10 protein-coding genes and 3 pseudogenes are annotated in these 18188 nt (G+C 67.9%); 6 read left to right on the top strand and 7 right to left on the bottom strand.

The genetic code is table 11. The features are described 5' to 3' along the window. Positions 1–57 precede the first annotated feature (57 nt). Positions 58–1332 carry a phosphopyruvate hydratase gene (eno, locus tag ABFB10_RS17900; protein ID WP_347167529.1) on the top strand — a complete coding sequence of 425 codons (1275 nt, stop codon included), beginning with the start codon at positions 58–60 and terminating at the stop codon, positions 1330–1332. A gap of 330 nt (positions 1333–1662) precedes the next feature. Here eno and ccmE read toward each other — a convergent pair whose 3' ends face one another. Together ccmE and argC are read right to left on the bottom strand one after the other, a co-directional pair. After that, a complete protein-coding gene (gene ccmE / locus ABFB10_RS17895) occupies positions 1663–2106 on the bottom strand; it encodes a cytochrome c maturation protein CcmE (protein WP_347168058.1) in 444 nt (147 codons plus the stop codon). Positions 2107–2320: 214 nt separating this feature from the next. After that, positions 2321–3350, bottom strand: a pseudogene (gene argC, locus ABFB10_RS17890) (N-acetyl-gamma-glutamyl-phosphate reductase). 338 nt (positions 3351–3688) lie between these two features. Here argC and ABFB10_RS17885 point away from each other — a divergent pair. Continuing rightward, on the top strand, positions 3689–4459 hold the full coding sequence (locus ABFB10_RS17885; protein WP_347167528.1) for a DUF3592 domain-containing protein: 771 nt from the start codon (positions 3689–3691) through the stop codon (positions 4457–4459). 265 nt (positions 4460–4724) lie between these two features. Here the strand turns inward: ABFB10_RS17885 and ABFB10_RS17880 are convergent, their stop codons facing one another. From ABFB10_RS17880 to ABFB10_RS17870, 3 genes and pseudogenes are all read right to left on the bottom strand, one after another. Then, positions 4725–5537 carry a glutamate racemase gene (locus ABFB10_RS17880; RefSeq protein WP_347167527.1) on the bottom strand — a complete coding sequence of 271 codons (813 nt, stop codon included), beginning with the start codon at positions 5535–5537 and terminating at the stop codon, positions 4725–4727. A gap of 101 nt (positions 5538–5638) precedes the next feature. Continuing rightward, positions 5639–6523: a lysophospholipid acyltransferase family protein gene (locus ABFB10_RS17875; RefSeq protein WP_347167526.1), complete on the bottom strand. Its 885-nt coding sequence runs from the start codon at positions 6521–6523 to the stop codon at positions 5639–5641. Positions 6524–6683: 160 nt separating this feature from the next. Then, a pseudogene (locus ABFB10_RS17870) lies at positions 6684–10108 on the bottom strand (indolepyruvate ferredoxin oxidoreductase family protein). 162 nt (positions 10109–10270) lie between these two features. On the opposite strand from ABFB10_RS17870, the gene ABFB10_RS17865 reads away from it, so the two are divergent. The 3 genes and pseudogenes from ABFB10_RS17865 (at position 10271) to ABFB10_RS17855 (ending at position 14858) form a co-directional block, all read left to right on the top strand. Further along, the gene (locus ABFB10_RS17865; protein WP_347167525.1) at positions 10271–11176 is read left to right on the top strand and encodes a LysR family transcriptional regulator; all 906 of its coding nucleotides are present in this window, start codon (positions 10271–10273) and stop codon (positions 11174–11176) included. Positions 11177–11680: 504 nt separating this feature from the next. Further along, positions 11681–13841: pseudogene (purL, locus tag ABFB10_RS17860) on the top strand (phosphoribosylformylglycinamidine synthase subunit PurL). 330 nt (positions 13842–14171) lie between these two features. Beyond that, complete coding sequence (locus ABFB10_RS17855; protein WP_347167524.1) at positions 14172–14858, top strand: M48 family metalloprotease; 687 nt, start codon at positions 14172–14174, stop codon at positions 14856–14858. Positions 14859–15047: 189 nt separating this feature from the next. Here the strand turns inward: ABFB10_RS17855 and ABFB10_RS17850 are convergent, their stop codons facing one another. Both ABFB10_RS17850 and ABFB10_RS17845 read right to left on the bottom strand, forming a co-directional pair. Continuing rightward, on the bottom strand, positions 15048–16199 hold the full coding sequence (locus tag ABFB10_RS17850; protein ID WP_347167523.1) for a hypothetical protein: 1152 nt from the start codon (positions 16197–16199) through the stop codon (positions 15048–15050). 67 nt (positions 16200–16266) lie between these two features. Then, positions 16267–17046: an SDR family oxidoreductase gene (locus tag ABFB10_RS17845; protein ID WP_347167522.1), complete on the bottom strand. Its 780-nt coding sequence runs from the start codon at positions 17044–17046 to the stop codon at positions 16267–16269. 125 nt (positions 17047–17171) lie between these two features. Between ABFB10_RS17845 and ABFB10_RS17840 the strand changes: the two genes are divergently transcribed. Continuing rightward, a complete protein-coding gene (locus ABFB10_RS17840; protein WP_347167521.1) occupies positions 17172–18182 on the top strand; it encodes a Hint domain-containing protein in 1011 nt (336 codons plus the stop codon). Positions 18183–18188: the final 6 nt, after the last annotated feature.

Raw genomic sequence — 18188 nt, 5'->3', positions numbered from 1 at the left:
CACGTTCCCCCGCGTTTGCTATGACTGCACGCGACTCAATCCACCGGAGGTTGCCCCATGAGCACCATCATCGACATCCATGCCCGCGAGATCATCGACAGCCGGGGCAACCCCACCGTCGAGGTCGACGTGACCCTCGAAGACGGCACGATGGGCCGCGCCGCCGTGCCCTCGGGCGCCTCGACCGGCGTGCATGAGGCGGTCGAGCGCCGCGATGGCGACAAGGCGCGCTACATGGGCAAGGGTGTGCTGGAGGCCGTGGCCGCCGTGAACGGCGAACTGGCCGAGGCCATCGTCGGTTTCGACGGCATCGATCAGGTCGGCATCGACATGGCGATGATCGAGCTCGACGGCACCGAGAACAAGGGCAGGCTGGGCGCCAATGCGATCCTCGGCGTCTCGCTTGCCGTGGCCAAGGCCGCCGCCGATTACACCGGCCAGCCGCTCTACCGCTATGTCGGCGGCGCCTCGGCGCGCACCCTGCCGGTGCCGATGATGAACATCATCAACGGCGGCGAGCACGCGGACAACCCCATCGACATCCAGGAATTCATGATCATGCCGGTCGCCGCGGAGAACATCCGCGAAGCCGTGCGCATGGGGTCGGAAGTCTTCCACACGCTGAAGAAAGAGCTTTCGGCGGCGGGCATGTCCACCGGCCTCGGTGACGAGGGCGGCTTTGCGCCCGAACTGAAGGGCACCCGCGACGCGCTCGACTTCATCCTGAAAAGCATCGAGAAGGCGGGCTACAAGCCGGGCGAGGACATCCACCCGGCGCTCGACTGCGCCGCGACCGAGTATTTCCGCGACAACACCTACGAGATGAAGGGCGAAGGCAAATCGCTGTCGATCGCCGAGAATGTCGACTACCTTGCCGCGCTGGTCGCGGACTACCCGATCATCTCGATCGAGGACGGCTGTTCCGAGGACGACTGGGAGGGCTGGACCCTGCTGACCGAAAAGCTGGGCGACAAGGTCCAGCTTGTGGGCGACGACCTCTTCGTCACCAACCCCCGGCGCCTCGCCATGGGGATCGAGAAAGGCGCCGCCAACTCGATGCTGGTCAAGGTCAACCAGATCGGCACCCTGACCGAGACCCTGCAGGCGGTCGAGATGGCGCATCGCGCGCGCATGACCAATGTCATGTCGCACCGCTCGGGCGAGACCGAGGACGCCACCATTGCCGACCTCGCCGTCGCCACCAACTGCGGCCAGATCAAGACCGGCTCGCTGGCGCGCTCTGACCGGCTGGCCAAGTACAACCAGCTGATCCGCATCGAAGAGATGCTGGGCGAAACCGCCATCTACGCGGGCCGCTCGATCCTGCGCTGACGACAGATACGGACCGGCCCCTGCCGCAGGGGGCCGGTTCGACGTCTGGCCCCCGGGCCTTTCCCGCTTGGCCGGAAGGCGGCGCAGCGGTCGGGCTGAACAGCCCGCGCAGGGTCAGGTCTTGCGATAGGCGATAGCCGCGGCTCCGGCACGGCAGAGGTTTCGTCCTCATTGCCCTGCGAACAGTCCGGCGCCTCAGTCTCCCTCACGCCTCGGGAACAAAGCCCTGCGCGGCATCAGTCGCAGGCCCGCCATGCCACGGCCACCGAGGCCCGCGCCGCCACTCGGACACCGACCCGAACAGAGCCGCACCCACCCCTGCGCGCTCCGTCAGCTTTCCGGGTCCTGGTAGACCCCCTGCTCCTTCAGCGCGTCCACGACTTCCTTCGGCATGTAGGTCTCGTCATGCTTGGCCAGGATCTCCGAGGCCTGAAAGACCCCGTCGACATACCGCCCGGTCCCCACCATGCCCTGGTTCTCTTCGAAAAGATCCGGCAGCACGCCGGAAAAGACCACCGGCACCGTCGCCCCGCCATCGGTCACGCTGAAGCGGATCTCGCTGCCCGCGCCGCGCACAAGCGTGCCCTCCTCGACCAGCCCGCCGATGCGAAAGACCTCGCCGGGCTGCGGCGGCTCGGCCATGATCTGGCTGGGGGAGCGGAAGAAGTTGATGCCATCGCGCATGGCATAGCCGATCAGCCCGCTGGACACGATCAGGGCCACCGCCGCCAGCGCGATCACCTGCACGCGGCGCTTCTTCTTCAGGGACATCAGGGCCACAGGTCACCTCCCTCTCCGGCACTCGGGCGCAATATAGTCCACGCGGCCCGATGTTGCGAGAGACCGCGCCTTTTGCCGCAGCCCCCTTCTCTTTGGCGAAAGTACCGCGGGGTCCGGGGCAGCGCCCCGGCGGGGGTTTGGGGGCCTCAGCCCCCAAGAGGGGATGCGCGCCGAAGGCGCCCCGCCGGATCACCCCGCCGCAGCCCGTTCAGGGGAAACAGGGCGCCAGCATCAGACCGGCGGTCTCTTCGACCCCCAGCATCAGGTTGGCATTCTGCAAGGCCTGCCCCGAGGATCCCTTGCACAGGTTGTCCAGCGCCGCGACGACGATCACCCGCCCCGGGCGCCGGTCCGCGACCACCCCGATATGCACGAAGTTGGACCCCCGGACGTGATGCGTCGACGGGGTCTCGCCCATCGGCAGCACCTCGACGAAGGGTTCCTCGGCATAGGCCTGCTGCAGCGCCTCCAGCACCGCCTCCGCCTCGCCCCGGACATAGGCCGTGGCAAGGATGCCCCGGTTGAACGGCCCCGGGTGCGGGGTGAACTGGATCTCTACCGGGCGCCCTGCCAGCGCGCTGAATTCCTGGTCGAACTCGCCCAGGTGCCGGTGCGTGCCGCCGACCGCATAGGCATTGGTGCCCTCGGACAGCTCTGCATGCAGCAGGTTTTCCTTCAGCGACCGGCCCGCGCCGGACACACCGCATTGCAGGTCGAGGATGATCTCGTCGAGGTCGATCAGGTCGCGCTCGATCAGCGGCTGCAGGATATACTGACCCGTCGCCGCGTTGCAGCCGGTGCCCGCCACCAGCCGGGCCTCCGCAATGGCCTCGCGGTAGAACTCGGTCAGGCCGTAGACCGCCTCTTCCTGCATCTCGGTGGCGCCATGCGCGTTGCCGTACCACTTGCGGTAATCCTCGGGGTCGCGCAGCCGGAAATCCGCCGAGAGGTCGACGATCTTCACCGTCTTCGGCAGCTTCGAGATCACCTCCTGCGAGGTCTTGTGCGGCAGGGCGCAGAAACACAGGTCGATCGCGTCGAAGTCGATCTCTTCCCATGTCACCGAGGTCCGGCAGGTCGAGGTGGCGCAGGTGCGGAAAGACCGCCCCCATGCCCTGCCCGGCTTTCGAATTCGCGGCCAGCGCCTTGATCTCGAAAGAGGGATGCGTGGCCAGAAGCCGGATAAGCTCTGCCCCGGTATAGCCCGAAGCGCCGATGATGGCGATGGAATGAGACATGTGGGTCCCCTTGGTCTGAGGCGCCTCGCGCGCCGCGTCATGATGGAAGGCAAAGGAAGGGAGGCCGCGAAACGGCCCCAACGGTCACTGTCGTCGCAATACCTGGATGGGCGCTGGGGCCATGAGACGTCTCCTTTGGCAAACAGATAGCCGCCCCCTGCCCGGCAATCAACGCCAAAGGCGCGCGGGACCCACCCCGCGGTGGGCGGTGACAGCCTGCGCCGCACCGGATGCGGCGGGCGTCACGGGCCGAGGGCCCAGGCAGGGAATGCCCGACTTGCCACCACCGCCGACAAGCGCCACCCTGTCAGGGCACGCCCCCCGTCGAAGGACACCCCATGGCCCATGTCGCACAGGATCACCCGGTCTCATTCCTGCGCCTGTTCTGGCGCATGGGCGGATGGCTGGCGCTGATATGCGGGTCCGTCCTGCTGCTGCTGACCCTTGTCAGCCACCTCACCCTTGGCCTTGCGCAACGCTTCGAGGCCGAAGGCATCGAGACCCGCGCCCGGGTGATCGACCGCTATTACACCGAAAGCACCGACAGCGACGGCGACAAGACCATCACCTATTACCTCGAGATCGACTTCGAGACCGACGGCGGCCGCCCGATGCGCCTGAAACCCTCGGTCGGCAGCGGGCTCTACAACCGCACCCGGATCGGCGACGACATCCCGGTCTGGTATCTGCAATCCGATCCCTCGCGGATCGAGACCCGGCGCGGCCAGAACCGCAGCGCCGCCACCGTGACGCAGGTCATCGGCGCGGTCTTCGGGCTGCTCATGCTGGGGGCGCTCTGGTTCCCCGGCAGCAAGACGGTCGCCGCGCTGCGCGCCCGGCGCTACGGGCGCCGCGACAGGGCCGAGGTGACCGGGCTGAAAAAGACAGGCTGGACCGTCAACGGCGAACACCGCTACCGCCTGCAATGGCGCGACAGCGCGGGCCACAGCGGCGAGAGCCTCGCCTACAGGCGCGACCAACTGATACCCTACCGCACCGGCAGCACGGTGCCGGTCTACCACGGCCTCCGGCGGACCTGGTGGGAGGGCGATGTCGGCCCCTCGCGCCACACCCGCGACGCAGAGGGCTACCCGGTACACGGCGGCTGACCCGGCACCCGGATGCCCCGCGGCGGGATCGCTCAATCGTGCGGGCGGTCAGGTCATGCCGGTCCGCAACGGAAAACCCGGCTGCCACAGGGGCGGCTCCAGCCAGCGCGCGAACCTCTACCGGCTAGCCTGCCGGACCCCGGTCGGTGCCGCCCGCGACGCGGACGGCCCCCGACCATGACCGGCACAAACCAAGGCGCCCAGGCCTCGCGCAGAAGCGGCGACGCGGCCCCTGCCGCCTCGGGCAACCACCAAGCGGAACCGCTCAGGCCTTGGTGAAGACGATCTGCCGCTTCAGGAACTGGGTGGCATTGCGCGACACCCGGGCCGGGTCGCCGGTGGTCAGGAACCCGCTTTCCGTCCCCGGGCCGATCATCGAGGGATGGCGCGTCAGGTAATCCGCCAGCGAGGCCGCCACCAGATTGGCCTGCGAATAGACCGAGACCTCGGGCCCCAGCGCGTCCTGAAAGACCTCGTCCATCAGCGGGTAATGGGTGCAGCCGAGGATCGCCGCCTCGGGATGCGGCAGCTTGCGCTTGAGCGCGTCGACATGGCTGCGCACGAGCGCCTCGGCAAGGATCATGTCCCCCTCTTCGATGGCATCGACCAGCCCGCCGCAGGCCTGCGCCTCGACATCGACGCCGATGGCGCGGAAGGCCAGTTCGCGCTGGAAGGCGCGGCTGCTGACCGTCGCGGGCGTCGCGAACAGCGCCACATGTTTCACCGCCACCTCGCGCGGGGGCGAGTTGTCGCCCCACTGGCGCTCTGTCAGGGCCTCGATCAGCGGCACGAAGACGCCCAGCACCCGTTTGTCGCGCGGCACCCGGGATTCCTGCATCCGGCGCAGCGCCGCCGCGCTTGCGGTGTTGCAGGCGAGGATCACCAGGTCGCAGCCCGCCGCCCAGAGCCGTTCCACCGCCGCCGTGGTCAGGCGATAGATGTCATCCGCATCGCGCACCCCGTAAGGCGCGTGACTGTTGTCGCCAAAGTAGACGAAGGGCACGTCGGGAAGACGCTTCGACACCGCGTCCAGCACCGTCAGTCCCCCAAGCCCGGAATCGAAAATCCCTACTGCCATCTTGCCTCTCCCGGCGCGCTCGTTCGTCTCGATCGGGGTGGGAACCGGATCGCCACCGCAACGGCCCGATCCGCTATGTCCCGCCGTGCAATCGACCCGTTCTAATGCCGCGCCTTGTGTTTTTCCTCGAACTCGAAGCCGTAATCGTAAGACCTCAGCGGCACCGGGGAAAGCTCATAAGTGGCGCGCCGCAGGAAATCCATCAGCGCGCGCGGATCGCCGGCGCGCGCCGCGATCTGGTCGGGCGCGATGGGGGCACCGATGGCCACGCGCACCGGCGTATCGACGCGCTTGCGGAACTCCTTGATCAGCAGCCCCATGCGCAGCGTGACGTGCAGGTGGCTGGCCAGCTGGAACAGCCGCGAGGTGTGGCCGTCGAAGTAGATCGGCACCACCGTGGCGTTCGACCGGGCGATCATCTTGGCGGTGAAGGTGCGCCAGCCCGGGTCCATGGGACGACCGAAGGGCCGCTCTGCCGTGGCCACGGTGCCGCCCGGGAAGACGCCGATGCAGCCGCCCTCCGAGAGATAGCGCAGCGCCTCCTTGCGGGTGGCGAGGTTTTCCTGCACCGCCGCCCTTGTCTCGGAGAAGTTGATCGGCAGGACGATGCGGTCCAGCTCTTCGGCCTTGCGGAACACATGGTTGGCGAGAATGCGGAAATCGCCGCGCACGACCGACAGGATGTGCCCCAGCATCAGCCCGTCGAGGATGCCGTAGGGGTGATTGGCGATCACCACCAGCGGGCCCTCTGCGGGCAGGTTGTGCAGCGCGCCGCCCGTGACCTCCAGCGCCAGCCCGTAGCGTTCGACCATGACCTCCCAGAAGTCGCGGTCGCGCTCGACCTCTGCCTCGTAGCCCTCGGCGCGGCGGATCAGGCCCAGACGCCCGGTGGCATTCTCCATCAGGCGGATCATCGCCCGCCCGCCCCGCGTGCTGGCCGAGTAGGAATAAGAGATGTCGCGCGCGATCTGACGCCGGTTCGGCAACGGTGAAGCCCCTTGCTGGTTGAGTCCGGCTGTCTAGCGCCGTCCGGACCTTGTGGCGAGTCTGTGTAACAGAACCGTAAAGGTTTCATGTCGCCGGGTTTTGTCGGGGGAAGCGGCTTCGAAGCCGCTTCCCGAAAGGCCCTTCGAAGGGCCTTCCCGCCTACTCCGCTGCCTGCGCCAGCGGCGCGCCGCCCTGCCGCAACACCGCCAGAAGCTCTTCGCGCCGCTTCGACGCCCGGGCCTCGTTCGCCGCCTTGACCGGGCCGAAACCGCGAATCTGCAGGGGCAGCTCCGCCAGCGCAACGAGAGCATCCAAGGTCTCCGGCGCCGCCTTGGGCAGCCACTCGGCCATGTCGGCCTCGTACTGCGCGATCAGCGCGCGTTCCATGCGGCGCTCTGCGCTGCGCCCGAAGACATCCAGCGGCGTGCCGCGCAGGCCCTTCAGCCGGGCAAGGATGCGGAAGGCGGTCAGCATGCCCTCGCCGTAGTGCTTCTTCACCGGGCGCCCGTCCGAGCCCTCTTTCGAGAAGATCGGCGGCGCGAGGTGGAAGGTCATCTTCGGATCGCCGTCGAAGGCCTCGCGGACCCTGTCGCGGGTGGCAAGGTGCAGGCGCGCGACCTCGTATTCGTCCTTGTAGGCAAGCACCTTGTGATAGCCCTTGGCCACCGCCTCCTTCAGGCGCGGATCGGTGACGCCCTCCACCAGCCTGCGATACCGTTTCGCCAGACGGCGCCCTTGGTAGCGCGTCAGGTGATCGGCGCGGAAGGCGATCTTCTCGTCCAGCGACTTCGGGCGCTCGACCACCTCGGACTGGCCGATCCGGGCGGCCTCCTGCGGGTGCAGCACGGCCCAGCGGTACGACCTCGAAGGCGCGCAGGTTCTTCTCGACCGCCGCCCCGTTCAGCTCGATCGCCGCCGCGATGGCCTCGTGGCTCAGCGGCACCAGCCCCTGCTGCCATGCGGCGCCGAGGATCATCATGTTGGAGAAGATCGAATCCCCCATGACCACGCGGGCCAGCTCCGAGGCGTCGAAGAGCGCCAGCCGGTCCTGCATCCGCGCCTCCAGCGCCAGCCGCAGGCGGTCGGCGGGCAGCGTGAACTCGGTGTTGCGGGTGAATTCTCCGGTGACGATCTCGTGGCTGTTGACCACCGCACCGGTGCGCCCGGTGCCGGTCAGCCCCAGCGTCTTGGCCCCCGCCGAGACCACCAGGTCGCCGCCGATCAGCGCATCGGCCTCTCCGGTGGCGACCCGCACGGCGCTGATGTCCGCCGGGCGCTCGGCAAGGCGCAGGTGGATATGGACCGCGCCGCCCTTCTGGGCGAGGCCCGCCATCTCCATCATCGCGGCGCCCTTGCCGTCGATCTGCGCCGCCTGCGCCAGCACCGCGCCGATGGTCACCACCCCGGTGCCGCCGACGCCGGTGACGATGACGTTCCAGGTCTTGTCGATGGCGGGCAGCGCGGGCGCGGGCATGTCGGGCAGATCCAGCGCCGTGGTCGCCGCCTTCTTCACCTGCGCGCCCTCCAGCGTGACGAAAGAGGGGCAGAAGCCCTTCAGGCAGGAGAAGTCCTTGTTGCAGGCGGACTGGTCCACCGCCCGCTTGCGGCCCAGTTCCGTTTCGGCGGGCACGATGGCCACGCAGTTCGACTGCACCCCGCAATCGCCGCAGCCCTCGCAGACATCGGTGTTGATGAAGACGCGCTTGTCCGGGTCCGGGAACTGGCCGCGCTTGCGACGGCGGCGCTTCTCGGCGGCGCAGGTCTGGATATAGACAATTGCGCTGACACCCACGATCCCGGTGCAGCGTTCCTGCACCGCCGGCATCTCGGCCCGCTCGAAGCTCTCGACACCGACGGGGAAGGCGCCAAGGTCGACCTCTTCCTTCTCGTCGTAGACGACAAAGACGTCGCGCAGCCCCATGGCCCGCAGTTCCGCCACGATCCGCTGCGGCGTCAGCCCGCCCTCGTTCTTCTGGCCGCCGGTCATGGCGACCGCATCGTTGAAGAGGATCTTGTAGGTGATATTGACCCCCGCGGCGAGCGCCGCCCGGATCGCCATCACGCCGGAATGGTTGTACGTCCCGTCGCCGAGGTTCTGGAAGACATGGCCACGGCTGGAAAACGGCGCCTCGCCGATCCAGTTCGCGCCCTCGGCCCCCATGTGGGTGAAGCCGGTGGTCTCGCGATCCATCCACTGCACCATGTAGTGACAGCCGATGCCCGCATAGGCGCGGCTGCCCTCGGGCACCTTGGTCGAGGAATTGTGCGGACAGCCCGCGCAGAACCACGGTGTGCGCGCGGCGATGTCCTGCGCATTGTCCGCGGTCCGCGCCTCGGCCAGCGCCTGAAGCCCGGCCTTCACGCTGTCGGTGCCGCGCCCCTCTTCGACGAGGATCTCGCCCAGCTTCTGCGCGATCCACGTGGGATCAAGCGCGCCCCGGGTCGGGAACAGCTCTTCGCGGTGCATGTTGCCGGCGCCGCCCTTGTACCAGCCATAGACGCGGCGGCCCCGGCGGTCGTCGAAGATCGCCTCCTTGACCTGCACCTCGATCAGCTTGCGCTTTTCCTCGACGATCACGATCAGGTCCAGATCCTCGGCCCAGTCGTGAAAGCCCTGCATATCCAGCGGAAAAACCTGCCCGATCTTGTAGGTGGTGATGCCCAGCCGCTCTGCCTCTGCCTCGTCGATGCCCAGCAGGGTCAGCGCGTGCACGAGGTCGAGCCAGTTCTTGCCCGCCGCGACAAGGCCGATCTTGGCCCCGGGCTTGCCCCAGACGCGCTTGTCCATGCCGTTGGCGCGGGAAAACGCCTCTGCCGCGAAGCGCTTGTAGTCGATCATCCGCGTCTCTTGCGCGTGCGGCGTGTCGCCGAGCCGGATGTTCAGCCCGCCCTCGGGCATGGCGAAATCCTGCGGCGTGACCAGCGTCATGCGGTCCGGACGCCCGTCGACAACCGCCGTCGCCTCGACCGTGTCCTTCATGGTCTTCAGCCCGACCCAGACCCCCGCAAAGCGCGACAGGGCAAAGCCGTAGACTCCGTAGTCCAGCACCTCCTGCACGCCCGCCGGAGAGACCACCGGCATATAGGCATCCACCAGCGCCCATTCCGACTGGTGCAGCACGGTCGAGGATCTCGCCGGTGTGGTCGTCGCCCATGGCCATCAGCACGCCGCCATGCGGCGAGGTCCCGGCCATATTGGCGTGCCGCATCACGTCGCCGGACCGGTCCACCCCCGGCCCCTTGCCGTACCACAGCCCGAAGACCCCGTCGAAGCGCCCCTCGCCGCGCAGCTCCGCCTGCTGGCTGCCCCAAAGCGCCGTGGCCGCGAGATCCTCGTTCAGCCCTTCCTTGAAAAGCACGTCGGCGGCGTGCAGCTGCTTCGCCGCCTTGTTCATCTGAAGATCGACCGCCCCCGCGGGCGACCCCCGGTAGCCGGTCACGTAACCGGCGGTGTTCAGCCCCGCCGCCCGGTCGCGGTCTTTCTGGATCAGCATCAGGCGCACCAGCGCCTGCGTGCCGTTCAGCAGCACATCGTCCTTCGACAGGTCGAATCGGTCGCTGAGGGAAATCTCGTGCTTGGTCATCCTGGCCTCCCCTTGATGAAACTAGCAGCGTTCTGCCCCAAATCTAGGTCACAATTGCTGACCTTCATAGTAAAATCGATCACATACGGCTAAGTTACCCAAAGATGCCATTTCCCTTGAGGATTCTGTCGTATACTGCGCGTGGCGAGGAGCATTCGTATCATGGACTGGGACAAGCTTAGAATTTTCCACGCGGTGGCGGACGCGGGGAGCCTGACGCACGCCGGCGATCTCGCTGCATCTGTCGCACCTACCGTGTCGCGGCAGATCCGCGCGCTGGAAGAGGCGCTGAACACGACGCTGTTTCACCGGCATGCCCGCGGGCTGATCCTGACCGAACAGGGCGAGCTTCTGTTCGACGCCACCCAGTCGATGAACAAGCGCATCGACGCGGCGACCGCGCGCATCCGCGACAGCGAGGAAGAGGTCTTCGGAGAACTGAAGGTCACCACGACCTATGGCTTCGGCGCGCTCTGGCTGGCGCCGCGCCTGACCAAGCTGTATGAGAAATACCCCGACCTCAACATCGACCTGATGCTCGAGGAGCGCGTGCTCGATCTGCCCATGCGCGAGGCCGACGTGGCCATCCGCATGAAGGAACCCAGCCAGGCCGACCTGGTGCGCAAGCGGCTCATGAGCATCCGCATGCGCCTTTACGCCTCGCCGGACTACCTCGCCGCCAACGGCAAGCCGCAACGGCTGGAGGATCTGTCGACCCATCGCCTGATCGCACAAAGCCCGACCTCGGCGCAGGTGACCGCGGGCGCGCAGCTGGTCCAGCAATTGTTGTCCTACGACGTGCCGGCCAAGCTGACGGTGAACAACTACTTCGGCGTGCTGCAGGCGGTGATCTCGAATCTCGGCATCGGCGTGCTGCCCGACTACATCCTCGAGGATTTCCCGAGTGTCGTCCGCGTCCTGCCAGAGATCGAATCGAACGAGGTTCCGGTCTTCCTCGCCTACCCCGAGGAACTGCGCCAGTCGAAGCGCGTCTCGGCCTTCCGCGACTTCGTGCAAGAGGAAATCATCGCCCACCGCCGCCAGCGGCGCGCCATGGGTGACGACTGACCCGGCGTCAATTCAGCACAACCGCAGTGTGACTTGCACACAACGCATAGCCGGATTGCTGCACCTGCGACATGATTTGGCTTGATTGACTCAAGCCCGATGACATATTCGGCAGATGAAGATGAAACGCCTCACGGCGCGTCATTTTCAACCTCCCTGTTGGACTTCGTACCGAGCTTTGTGCTCGGCCTTTTTTTGCGCCGCGCCGCCATGGCCCCGGGTTCAGGGACATGGGCCAGAAGACACCCGCCACGGTGCGGAACGCTCGTCGAGCAGCGCCCCCGGGTCAAGACCTGCCGCGCGAAAAATCCCCCGCACCGCCACCCCTGCCTGAATTTTCGGCATCCTCCCCCGCTCCGCTGCGCCCTCCGGCCTCTTCTGTCCGGAAATATCCCGGGGGGCTGCGCAGCAGCGGGGGCAGAGCCCCTTCCCCGCGCGCGCCCCATTGCCCCCCGCCGCGCCTTGCCCTACACGTCGCCGCGACGTCAGATGCGGGGAAAAGACATGCAGGAACCGGCCATCACCGAAGACCTGATCGAGGCACACGGCATCAAGCCGGACGAATATGCCGAGATCCTCCGCATCCTGAACCGGGAGCCCACGTTCACCGAACTGGGCATCTTCTCGGCGATGTGGAACGAGCACTGTTCCTACAAGTCCTCGAAGATCCACCTGAAGAAGCTGCCGACCACCGGCCCGCAGGTCATCTGCGGCCCCGGCGAGAATGCCGGCGTGGTCGACATCGGCGACGGGCAGGCCGTGGTCTTCAAGATGGAAAGCCACAACCACCCCTCCTACATCGAGCCCTACCAGGGCGCGGCGACCGGCGTGGGCGGCATCCTGCGCGATGTCTTCACCATGGGTGCCCGGCCCATCGCGGCGATGAACGCGCTCAGCTTCGGCGAGAAGGACCACCCCAAGACCCGCCAGCTGGTGCATGGCGTCGTCGAGGGTGTCGGCGGCTACGGCAATGCCTTCGGCGTGCCCACCGTAGGCGGCGAGGTCCGCTTTCACCCCGCCTACAACGGCAACTGCCTGGTGAACGCCTTCGCCGCCGGTCTCGCGGATGCCGACAAGATCTTCTACTCCGCCGCCTCGGGCGTCGGGCGCCCGGTGGTCTACCTCGGCGCCAAGACCGGCCAGGACGGCGTCGGCGGCGCCACCATGGCCTCGGCCGAGTTCGACGAGAGCATCGAGGAAAAGCGCCCCACCGTGCAGGTTGGCGACCCCTTCACCGAAAAGCGCCTGATGGAAGCCACGCTCGAGCTGATGATGACCGGCGCGGTCATCTCGATCCAGGACATGGGCGCCGCAGGCCTGACCTGCTCGGCGGTGGAAATGGGCGACAAGGGCCAGCTGGGTATCCGCCTCGACCTTGAAAGGGTGCCGCAGCGCGAAGCCAACATGACCGCCTACGAGATGATGCTGTCCGAGTCGCAGGAACGCATGCTGATGGTCCTCGACCCGGCGAAAGAGGCCGAGGCCAAGGCCGTCTTCGACAAGTGGGACCTCGACTTCGCCATCGTCGGCGAAACCATCGCCGAGGACCGTTTCCTGATCGTGCACAATGGCGAGGTGAAGGCCGACATGCCGCTCTCGCGCCTGTCGTCCTCCGCACCGGAATACGACCGCCCGTGGCAGCCGACCGAACCGGCGGCAGAGATGGCCGACGTGCCCGGCATCGACCCCATCGACGGGCTGAAGGCGCTGCTGGCCTCGCCCAACTACGCGTCGAAACAATGGGTCTACGACCAGTACGACAGCCGAGGTCATGGCCGACACCGTGCGCACGCCGGGCTTCGGCGCGGGTCTGATCCGCGTGCATGGCACCGAGAAGATGCTGGCCTTCACCTCGGACGTGACGCCGCGCTACGTGCGCGCCAACCCGGTTGAGGGCGGCAAGCAGGCGGTGGCCGAGGCCTTCCGCAACCTCTGCGCCGTGGGCGCCGGGCCGCTGGCCACCACCGACAACCTCAACTTCGGCAACCCCGAGAAGCCCGAGATCATGGGCCAGTTCGTGGGCGCTCTGGACGGCATCGGGCAGGCCTGCCCGGCGCTCGACATGCCCATCGTCTCGGGCAACGTCTCGCTCTACAACGAAACCGACGGCGCGGCGATCCTGCCCACCCCGACCATCGGCGCCGTCGGCCTGATCGCGGCCGGCGAAGAGCCGATCATCGACCTTGCGCGCGACGGCCATGTGGCCCTGCTGCTGGGGCCTGCCGGGTCCCACCTCGGCCAGTCCGCACTGCTGTACGAGGTCTTCGGGCGCGAGGATGGCGACGCCCCCGCCGTGGACCTTGCCGCCGAACGCGCCGCCGGAGAGTTCATCCGCGCCAACCGCGCCCTGATCCGCGCCTGTACCGATCTTTCGGACGGCGGACTGGCCCCGGCCGCCTTCGAGATGGCCGAGGCCTCGGGCGTGGGCGTGACCCTGACCAGCGGCGACACGCCGGAGCTTTTCGGAGAGGATCAGGGCCGCTACCTGATCGCCTGCAACTTCGACAGCGCCGAGGCGCTGATGATTGCCGCCGGTCAGGCCGGCGTGGCGCTGACGACCGTTGGCCGCTTCGCCGGCGACGCGGTGAAGATGGGCGGCTCCGAGGCACCGCTGGCAGAGCTGTCCGCGCTTTACCGCGAGAGCTTCGGCGCGACCTTCGGGTAGGCTTGGGGTGATCGGACACCTGGCGCGGGACAAGGCTGCAAGCCGCCGCGCATCGCCGGGCCGCCCCGGGGCCCGGCGATTTGACCGATGAAGGCGCGGCCTGACTGAGGGCTTGCGGGTTTGCCGCGACAATGTGCCTTCCAGATGTGGCGGATCGCCGTTGCACGGCCCGCCGACGCGCGACTTGTCCCTTCAAGATTGCTTTGGGCCGAACCAAAGCAACCTGTTTGGGAAAAGGGGCCTCCCTGCCCGCAGGAATCCCTTCGAAAGCCTGCGCCGAATCGACCGTTCTCCCTTCCCCGCCGACCGTTTCGGCCCCATATTCCCGACATGCTGAAGTTTACCCCGATCCTGCTGGCCATCCTCTACGCTCTCGCCATGTATCGGTTTTCGGTCTGGCGGACCTCGCGCGAGCTGGACGAACGGTCGACCGAACTGGCCGACGCGCGCCTCAAGACGCTGACCGACCGCATGGCCGAGGCGCTGGACCTGCCCCGGATCAAGGTCCACATCTACGAAATTGACCCGGTCAACGGGCTGGCGGCGCCGGACGGGCGGATCTTCATCACCCGCGGGTTCTACCGCAAGTATCAAAGCGGCGAGGTCAGCGCCGAAGAGCTGTCCAGCGTGATCGCCCATGAGCTGGGTCACGTGGCGCTGGGGCATTCGCGGCGGCGGATGATCGACTTTTCCGGCCAGAACGCCCTGCGCGCGGCGCTGGCCATGGTGCTGGGCCGCATCCTGCCCGGCATCGGCATCTGGATCGCCAACATGCTGACCACGCTTCTGGCGGCGCGGCTGTCACGCTCGGACGAATACGAGGCCGACGCCTATGCCGCCGCGCTGCTGACCAAGGCCGGGATCGGGACAGGGCCGCAGAAGACCCTCTTCACCAAGCTCGAGGCGCTGACGCAAAGCCGCGCCGGGGTTGTCCCTGCCTGGCTGATGTCGCACCCCAAGACGCAGGAACGCATCGCCGCACTGGAAGCGCTGGAGCACCGCTGGCAGCAGGCCTGACGGCCTGCGGCGGTGTCCGCGCAAGGGCGGGCCGGACGTGGACCAACCGGACACAGACCGCGGAAGGGGACGCCCCCCTGCGGATGCAGGCCGGTTCGGGCACGCGCCCGATGCGGGTGCGGGCGGGGCTTGTGCCCGCCCCTTCCCGGCGCCGCAGCCCTTGACGGACAGCTCCCCCCGGCGCCGCTGTCACGCCGCGCCCGCCTCCTCCAGCCGGAACACCCCTTCGGCCACGTCCTGACCGTTGACCTGCACGATCACCCCGTGCTCTCCGGGATACAGCCGGAAGGTCGTGGCGTTGCCCTTCAGGCGGTGGCGCTTCTCCAGCCGCAAGGGCTTGCCCGGCTCGGCCACCCCGGTCTTCAGCTTGAAGACCTTCTCGACCGAGCCCCCGGGCCGGGCAAAGCGCAGGCGGTAGTCCACCATGACCGGCAGGCGCTGGTCGCTCTCGATCTCCACCGCCACCGGCAGCGCCTCGCCGATGCGCAGCCGCGCGGGCAGGCCCACCAGCCGCGCCCGCACGGCACCGGCGCGGTAACCCAGCAGATCCAGCGCGCCGCGCTCGCCGCGCTTGACCGCCGTGCGCAGGGCATGGCGGGTGATCCAGTCCATCTCCTTCGGCGCCTGACGGCCCGCGTCGCGCCACTGCGCCAGCCGCGCCACCACCACATCCGGCATCAGCCGCGACAGGTCGTTGACGTGGTTCGCCACCGACCGCGTGACAAAGCGCGCCGGATCCGCGTGCAGCCGATCGAGAAAGCGCAGCGGCACCTCGGGCGCCAGCGTGATGTTCTTCGCCCATGGCAGGCGCGGGCGCGTGCCCTCGCTCACCAGCCGCCGGACATGGTAATTGTCGTCCCCGGCCCAGAGATCCAGCCGCGCCAGAGTCTCGTCGGGCCAGCGGTTCAGGAAGGGCCGGATCGCGTATTCCATCGAGAACCGCTGCGTCGCGGCATGGATCAGGTCGAGCGCGCGCTCGCGGTACGCCTCCAGCCCGTGGCGCACCGCAAGGATGCCCGGCACCGCGTGGATGAAGCGGCCAAAGTCGTCGTCTCGCAGCCTCGGGTCCAGAGGCGGCACCATGGCCGCCTCCAGCCGCTCGGCCATCTCGGGGAACCGCGCGGGCATCTGCGCCTCGATGCAGTCGGCGAGCCAGTCGAGCCGCTCCATGAAGCCGCGCCCCTCCAAACCCGACAGCGCCGCGTCCCGGAACCGCTCCGCATCGAAGCCGGGCAGAACGGCATATTCCCGCGCCAGATCGCCGACCGAACCCGCGTTGAACACCTGATCGGCCAGCGAGAACCCCGCGCCGCCGCCCGCACCGTCAGGACCGCGGGCCACACCGGCCTCCGCAGGCGCTGAAAGTCCTTGGAAGGACTTTGAAAATTCCATCCATGGAATTTCTCCCTCACAAGGTCATGTTGGTCGCCCCGCCGTCGGCCAGCAGGTTCTGGCCCACGATGAAGCCCGCATGCTGCGAACACAGGAAGGCGCAGGTCTGCCCGAACTCCTCGCGCGTGCCGTAGCGCCGTGCCGGGATCGTCGCCTCGCGCCGGGCCCGGGCCTCCTCCATCGAGATGCCCTCCTGCTGCGACACGCCGCCGTCCAGCGACTGCGCCCGGTCGGTGGCATGGATGCCCGGCAGCAGGTTGTTCACGATCACCCCGTGCTGGGCCACCTGCCGCGCCGTGCCCGCCACATAGCCGGTCAGCCCCGCCCGCGCCGAGTTCGACAGCCCCAGCACCGGGATCGGCGCCTTCACCGATTGCGAGGTGATATTGACCACCCGGCCCCAGCCCCGCTCGATCATGCCCGGCATCAGCGCCTTCATCAGCGCGATGGGCGTCAGCATGTTGGCATCCAGCGCCTTGATGAAATCCTCGCGTTCCCAGTCCGACCACAGCCCCGGCGGCGGTCCGCCCGCATTGGTCACCAGGATGTCGATAGCGCCCGCCGCCTCCAGGACCTCGGCGCGGCCCTGCTCGGACACGATGTCCGCCGCCACCGTCGTCACCGAGACCTGAAAGCGGGCGCGGATCGCCTGCGCCGTCTCTTCCAGCGCCTCGGCGCCGCGCGCGTTCATCACCAGATCGCAGCCCGCCTCGGCCAGCGCCTCGGCGCAGCCCCGGCCAAGACCCTTGCTCGACGCGCTCACCAGCGCCCGTTTCCCGCGAATTCCAAGGTCCATGCTCATCCTCCTGTCGTGCCATTGTCCGAAAGCCGGCAAAACGCCGGGTCGGGGGCCATATGATGACACATTCCCTTCGCATACAATGGGGGCTACCTTACAGGCACACGCTGCCGGGAATTGTCATGAGCGAGAGCCGCCGCACCAGCCAGACACTGCATGTCTACCGCGCCGAGGGGTTCCGCGTGGTCGATGGCGCGAATCTCGGCGATGCCCTTGGCATTGCCGGGGAAGTCGTCCCCGACGACGTCTATCGCCTGACCGCCCTCGCTGCGGAACGTCCGCTGCGGGTGACCCCCGCCCCCGGCTCTGCCTTCCGGGTCGCCGCGGACAGCGAAGAGGGCCGCCCCGGCGCCACGCTCCACCTCGACAGCTGCCTGACCTTCATGTCCGGCGACGGCAGCACGACCGAAGGCCTTGTCCTCGTCGAAGTGACCGACGCGGGCGATGTCGCGCAGGTCTATGTCATGCCGCTGGTGCCGCTGTCGCACAAGCGCGACTACGTGCTGGTCGGCCTCAGCACCGATACGGCGCTGCAACGGTTCGCGCAGGTGGCCTGCGTGTCCTTCACCGCCGGGACGATGATCACCATGGCCACCGGCGCCCAGCGGCCGGTTGAAAGTCTGCGCATCGGCGACCCTGTCCTGACCCGCGACGACGGCCCGCAGCCGATCCGCTGGATCGGCCATCACACCGCCCGCGCCCTCGGGGCCTTCGCGCCGGTCCGCATCCGGTCGGGCACGCTGAACAACACCGGCGATCTCGTGGTCAGCCCCGATCACCGCCTGTTCATCTACCAGCGCCGCGACCACCTTGGCGCCGGTCGCGCAGAGGTCATGGTGCGCGCCCGCCACCTGGTGAACGGCGACAGCGTCACGCGGGTCTCGGGCGGTTTCGTCGATTACTTCCAGATGCTCTTCGACGCGCATCAGATCATCTACGCCGAGGGCATCGCCGCGGAATCGCTGCTGATGGACACCCGGACCCGCGCCGCCCTGCCCGAAGAGGTCGAGCACCGCCTGGCCGATCTCCTGTCCGGGCACCGCCGCTCGGACCATCACAGCCTGGAAGTGCAGGAAGCCCTGCTCGCCCGCCCGGATGCCGCCGCACTGCTGAAGAAATCCTCGGGCGGCTGACAGGAG

It is taken from the genome of Ponticoccus litoralis, from assembly GCF_039769985.1.
In the GTDB taxonomy this organism is placed as follows: domain Bacteria; phylum Pseudomonadota; class Alphaproteobacteria; order Rhodobacterales; family Rhodobacteraceae; genus Ponticoccus; species Ponticoccus litoralis.
The sequence above is the reverse complement of the archived record's forward strand: the minus strand, read 5'-3'. Positions and strand labels throughout refer to the sequence as shown.

Bases quoted from the DNA above. Each gene is read 5' to 3' on its own strand.
- eno (WP_347167529.1), top strand. From the start codon at position 58: ATGAGCACCATCATCGACATCCATGCCCGCGAGATCATCGACAGCCGG.
- ABFB10_RS17885 (WP_347167528.1), top strand. From the start codon at position 3,689: ATGGCCCATGTCGCACAGGATCACCCGGTCTCATTCCTGCGCCTGTTC.
- ABFB10_RS17880 (WP_347167527.1), bottom strand. From the start codon at position 5,537: ATGGCAGTAGGGATTTTCGATTCCGGGCTTGGGGGACTGACGGTGCTG.
- ABFB10_RS17865 (WP_347167525.1), top strand. From the start codon at position 10,271: ATGGACTGGGACAAGCTTAGAATTTTCCACGCGGTGGCGGACGCGGGG.
- ABFB10_RS17855 (WP_347167524.1), top strand. From the start codon at position 14,172: ATGCTGAAGTTTACCCCGATCCTGCTGGCCATCCTCTACGCTCTCGCC.
- ABFB10_RS17845 (WP_347167522.1), bottom strand. From the start codon at position 17,046: ATGGACCTTGGAATTCGCGGGAAACGGGCGCTGGTGAGCGCGTCGAGC.
- ABFB10_RS17840 (WP_347167521.1), top strand. From the start codon at position 17,172: ATGAGCGAGAGCCGCCGCACCAGCCAGACACTGCATGTCTACCGCGCC.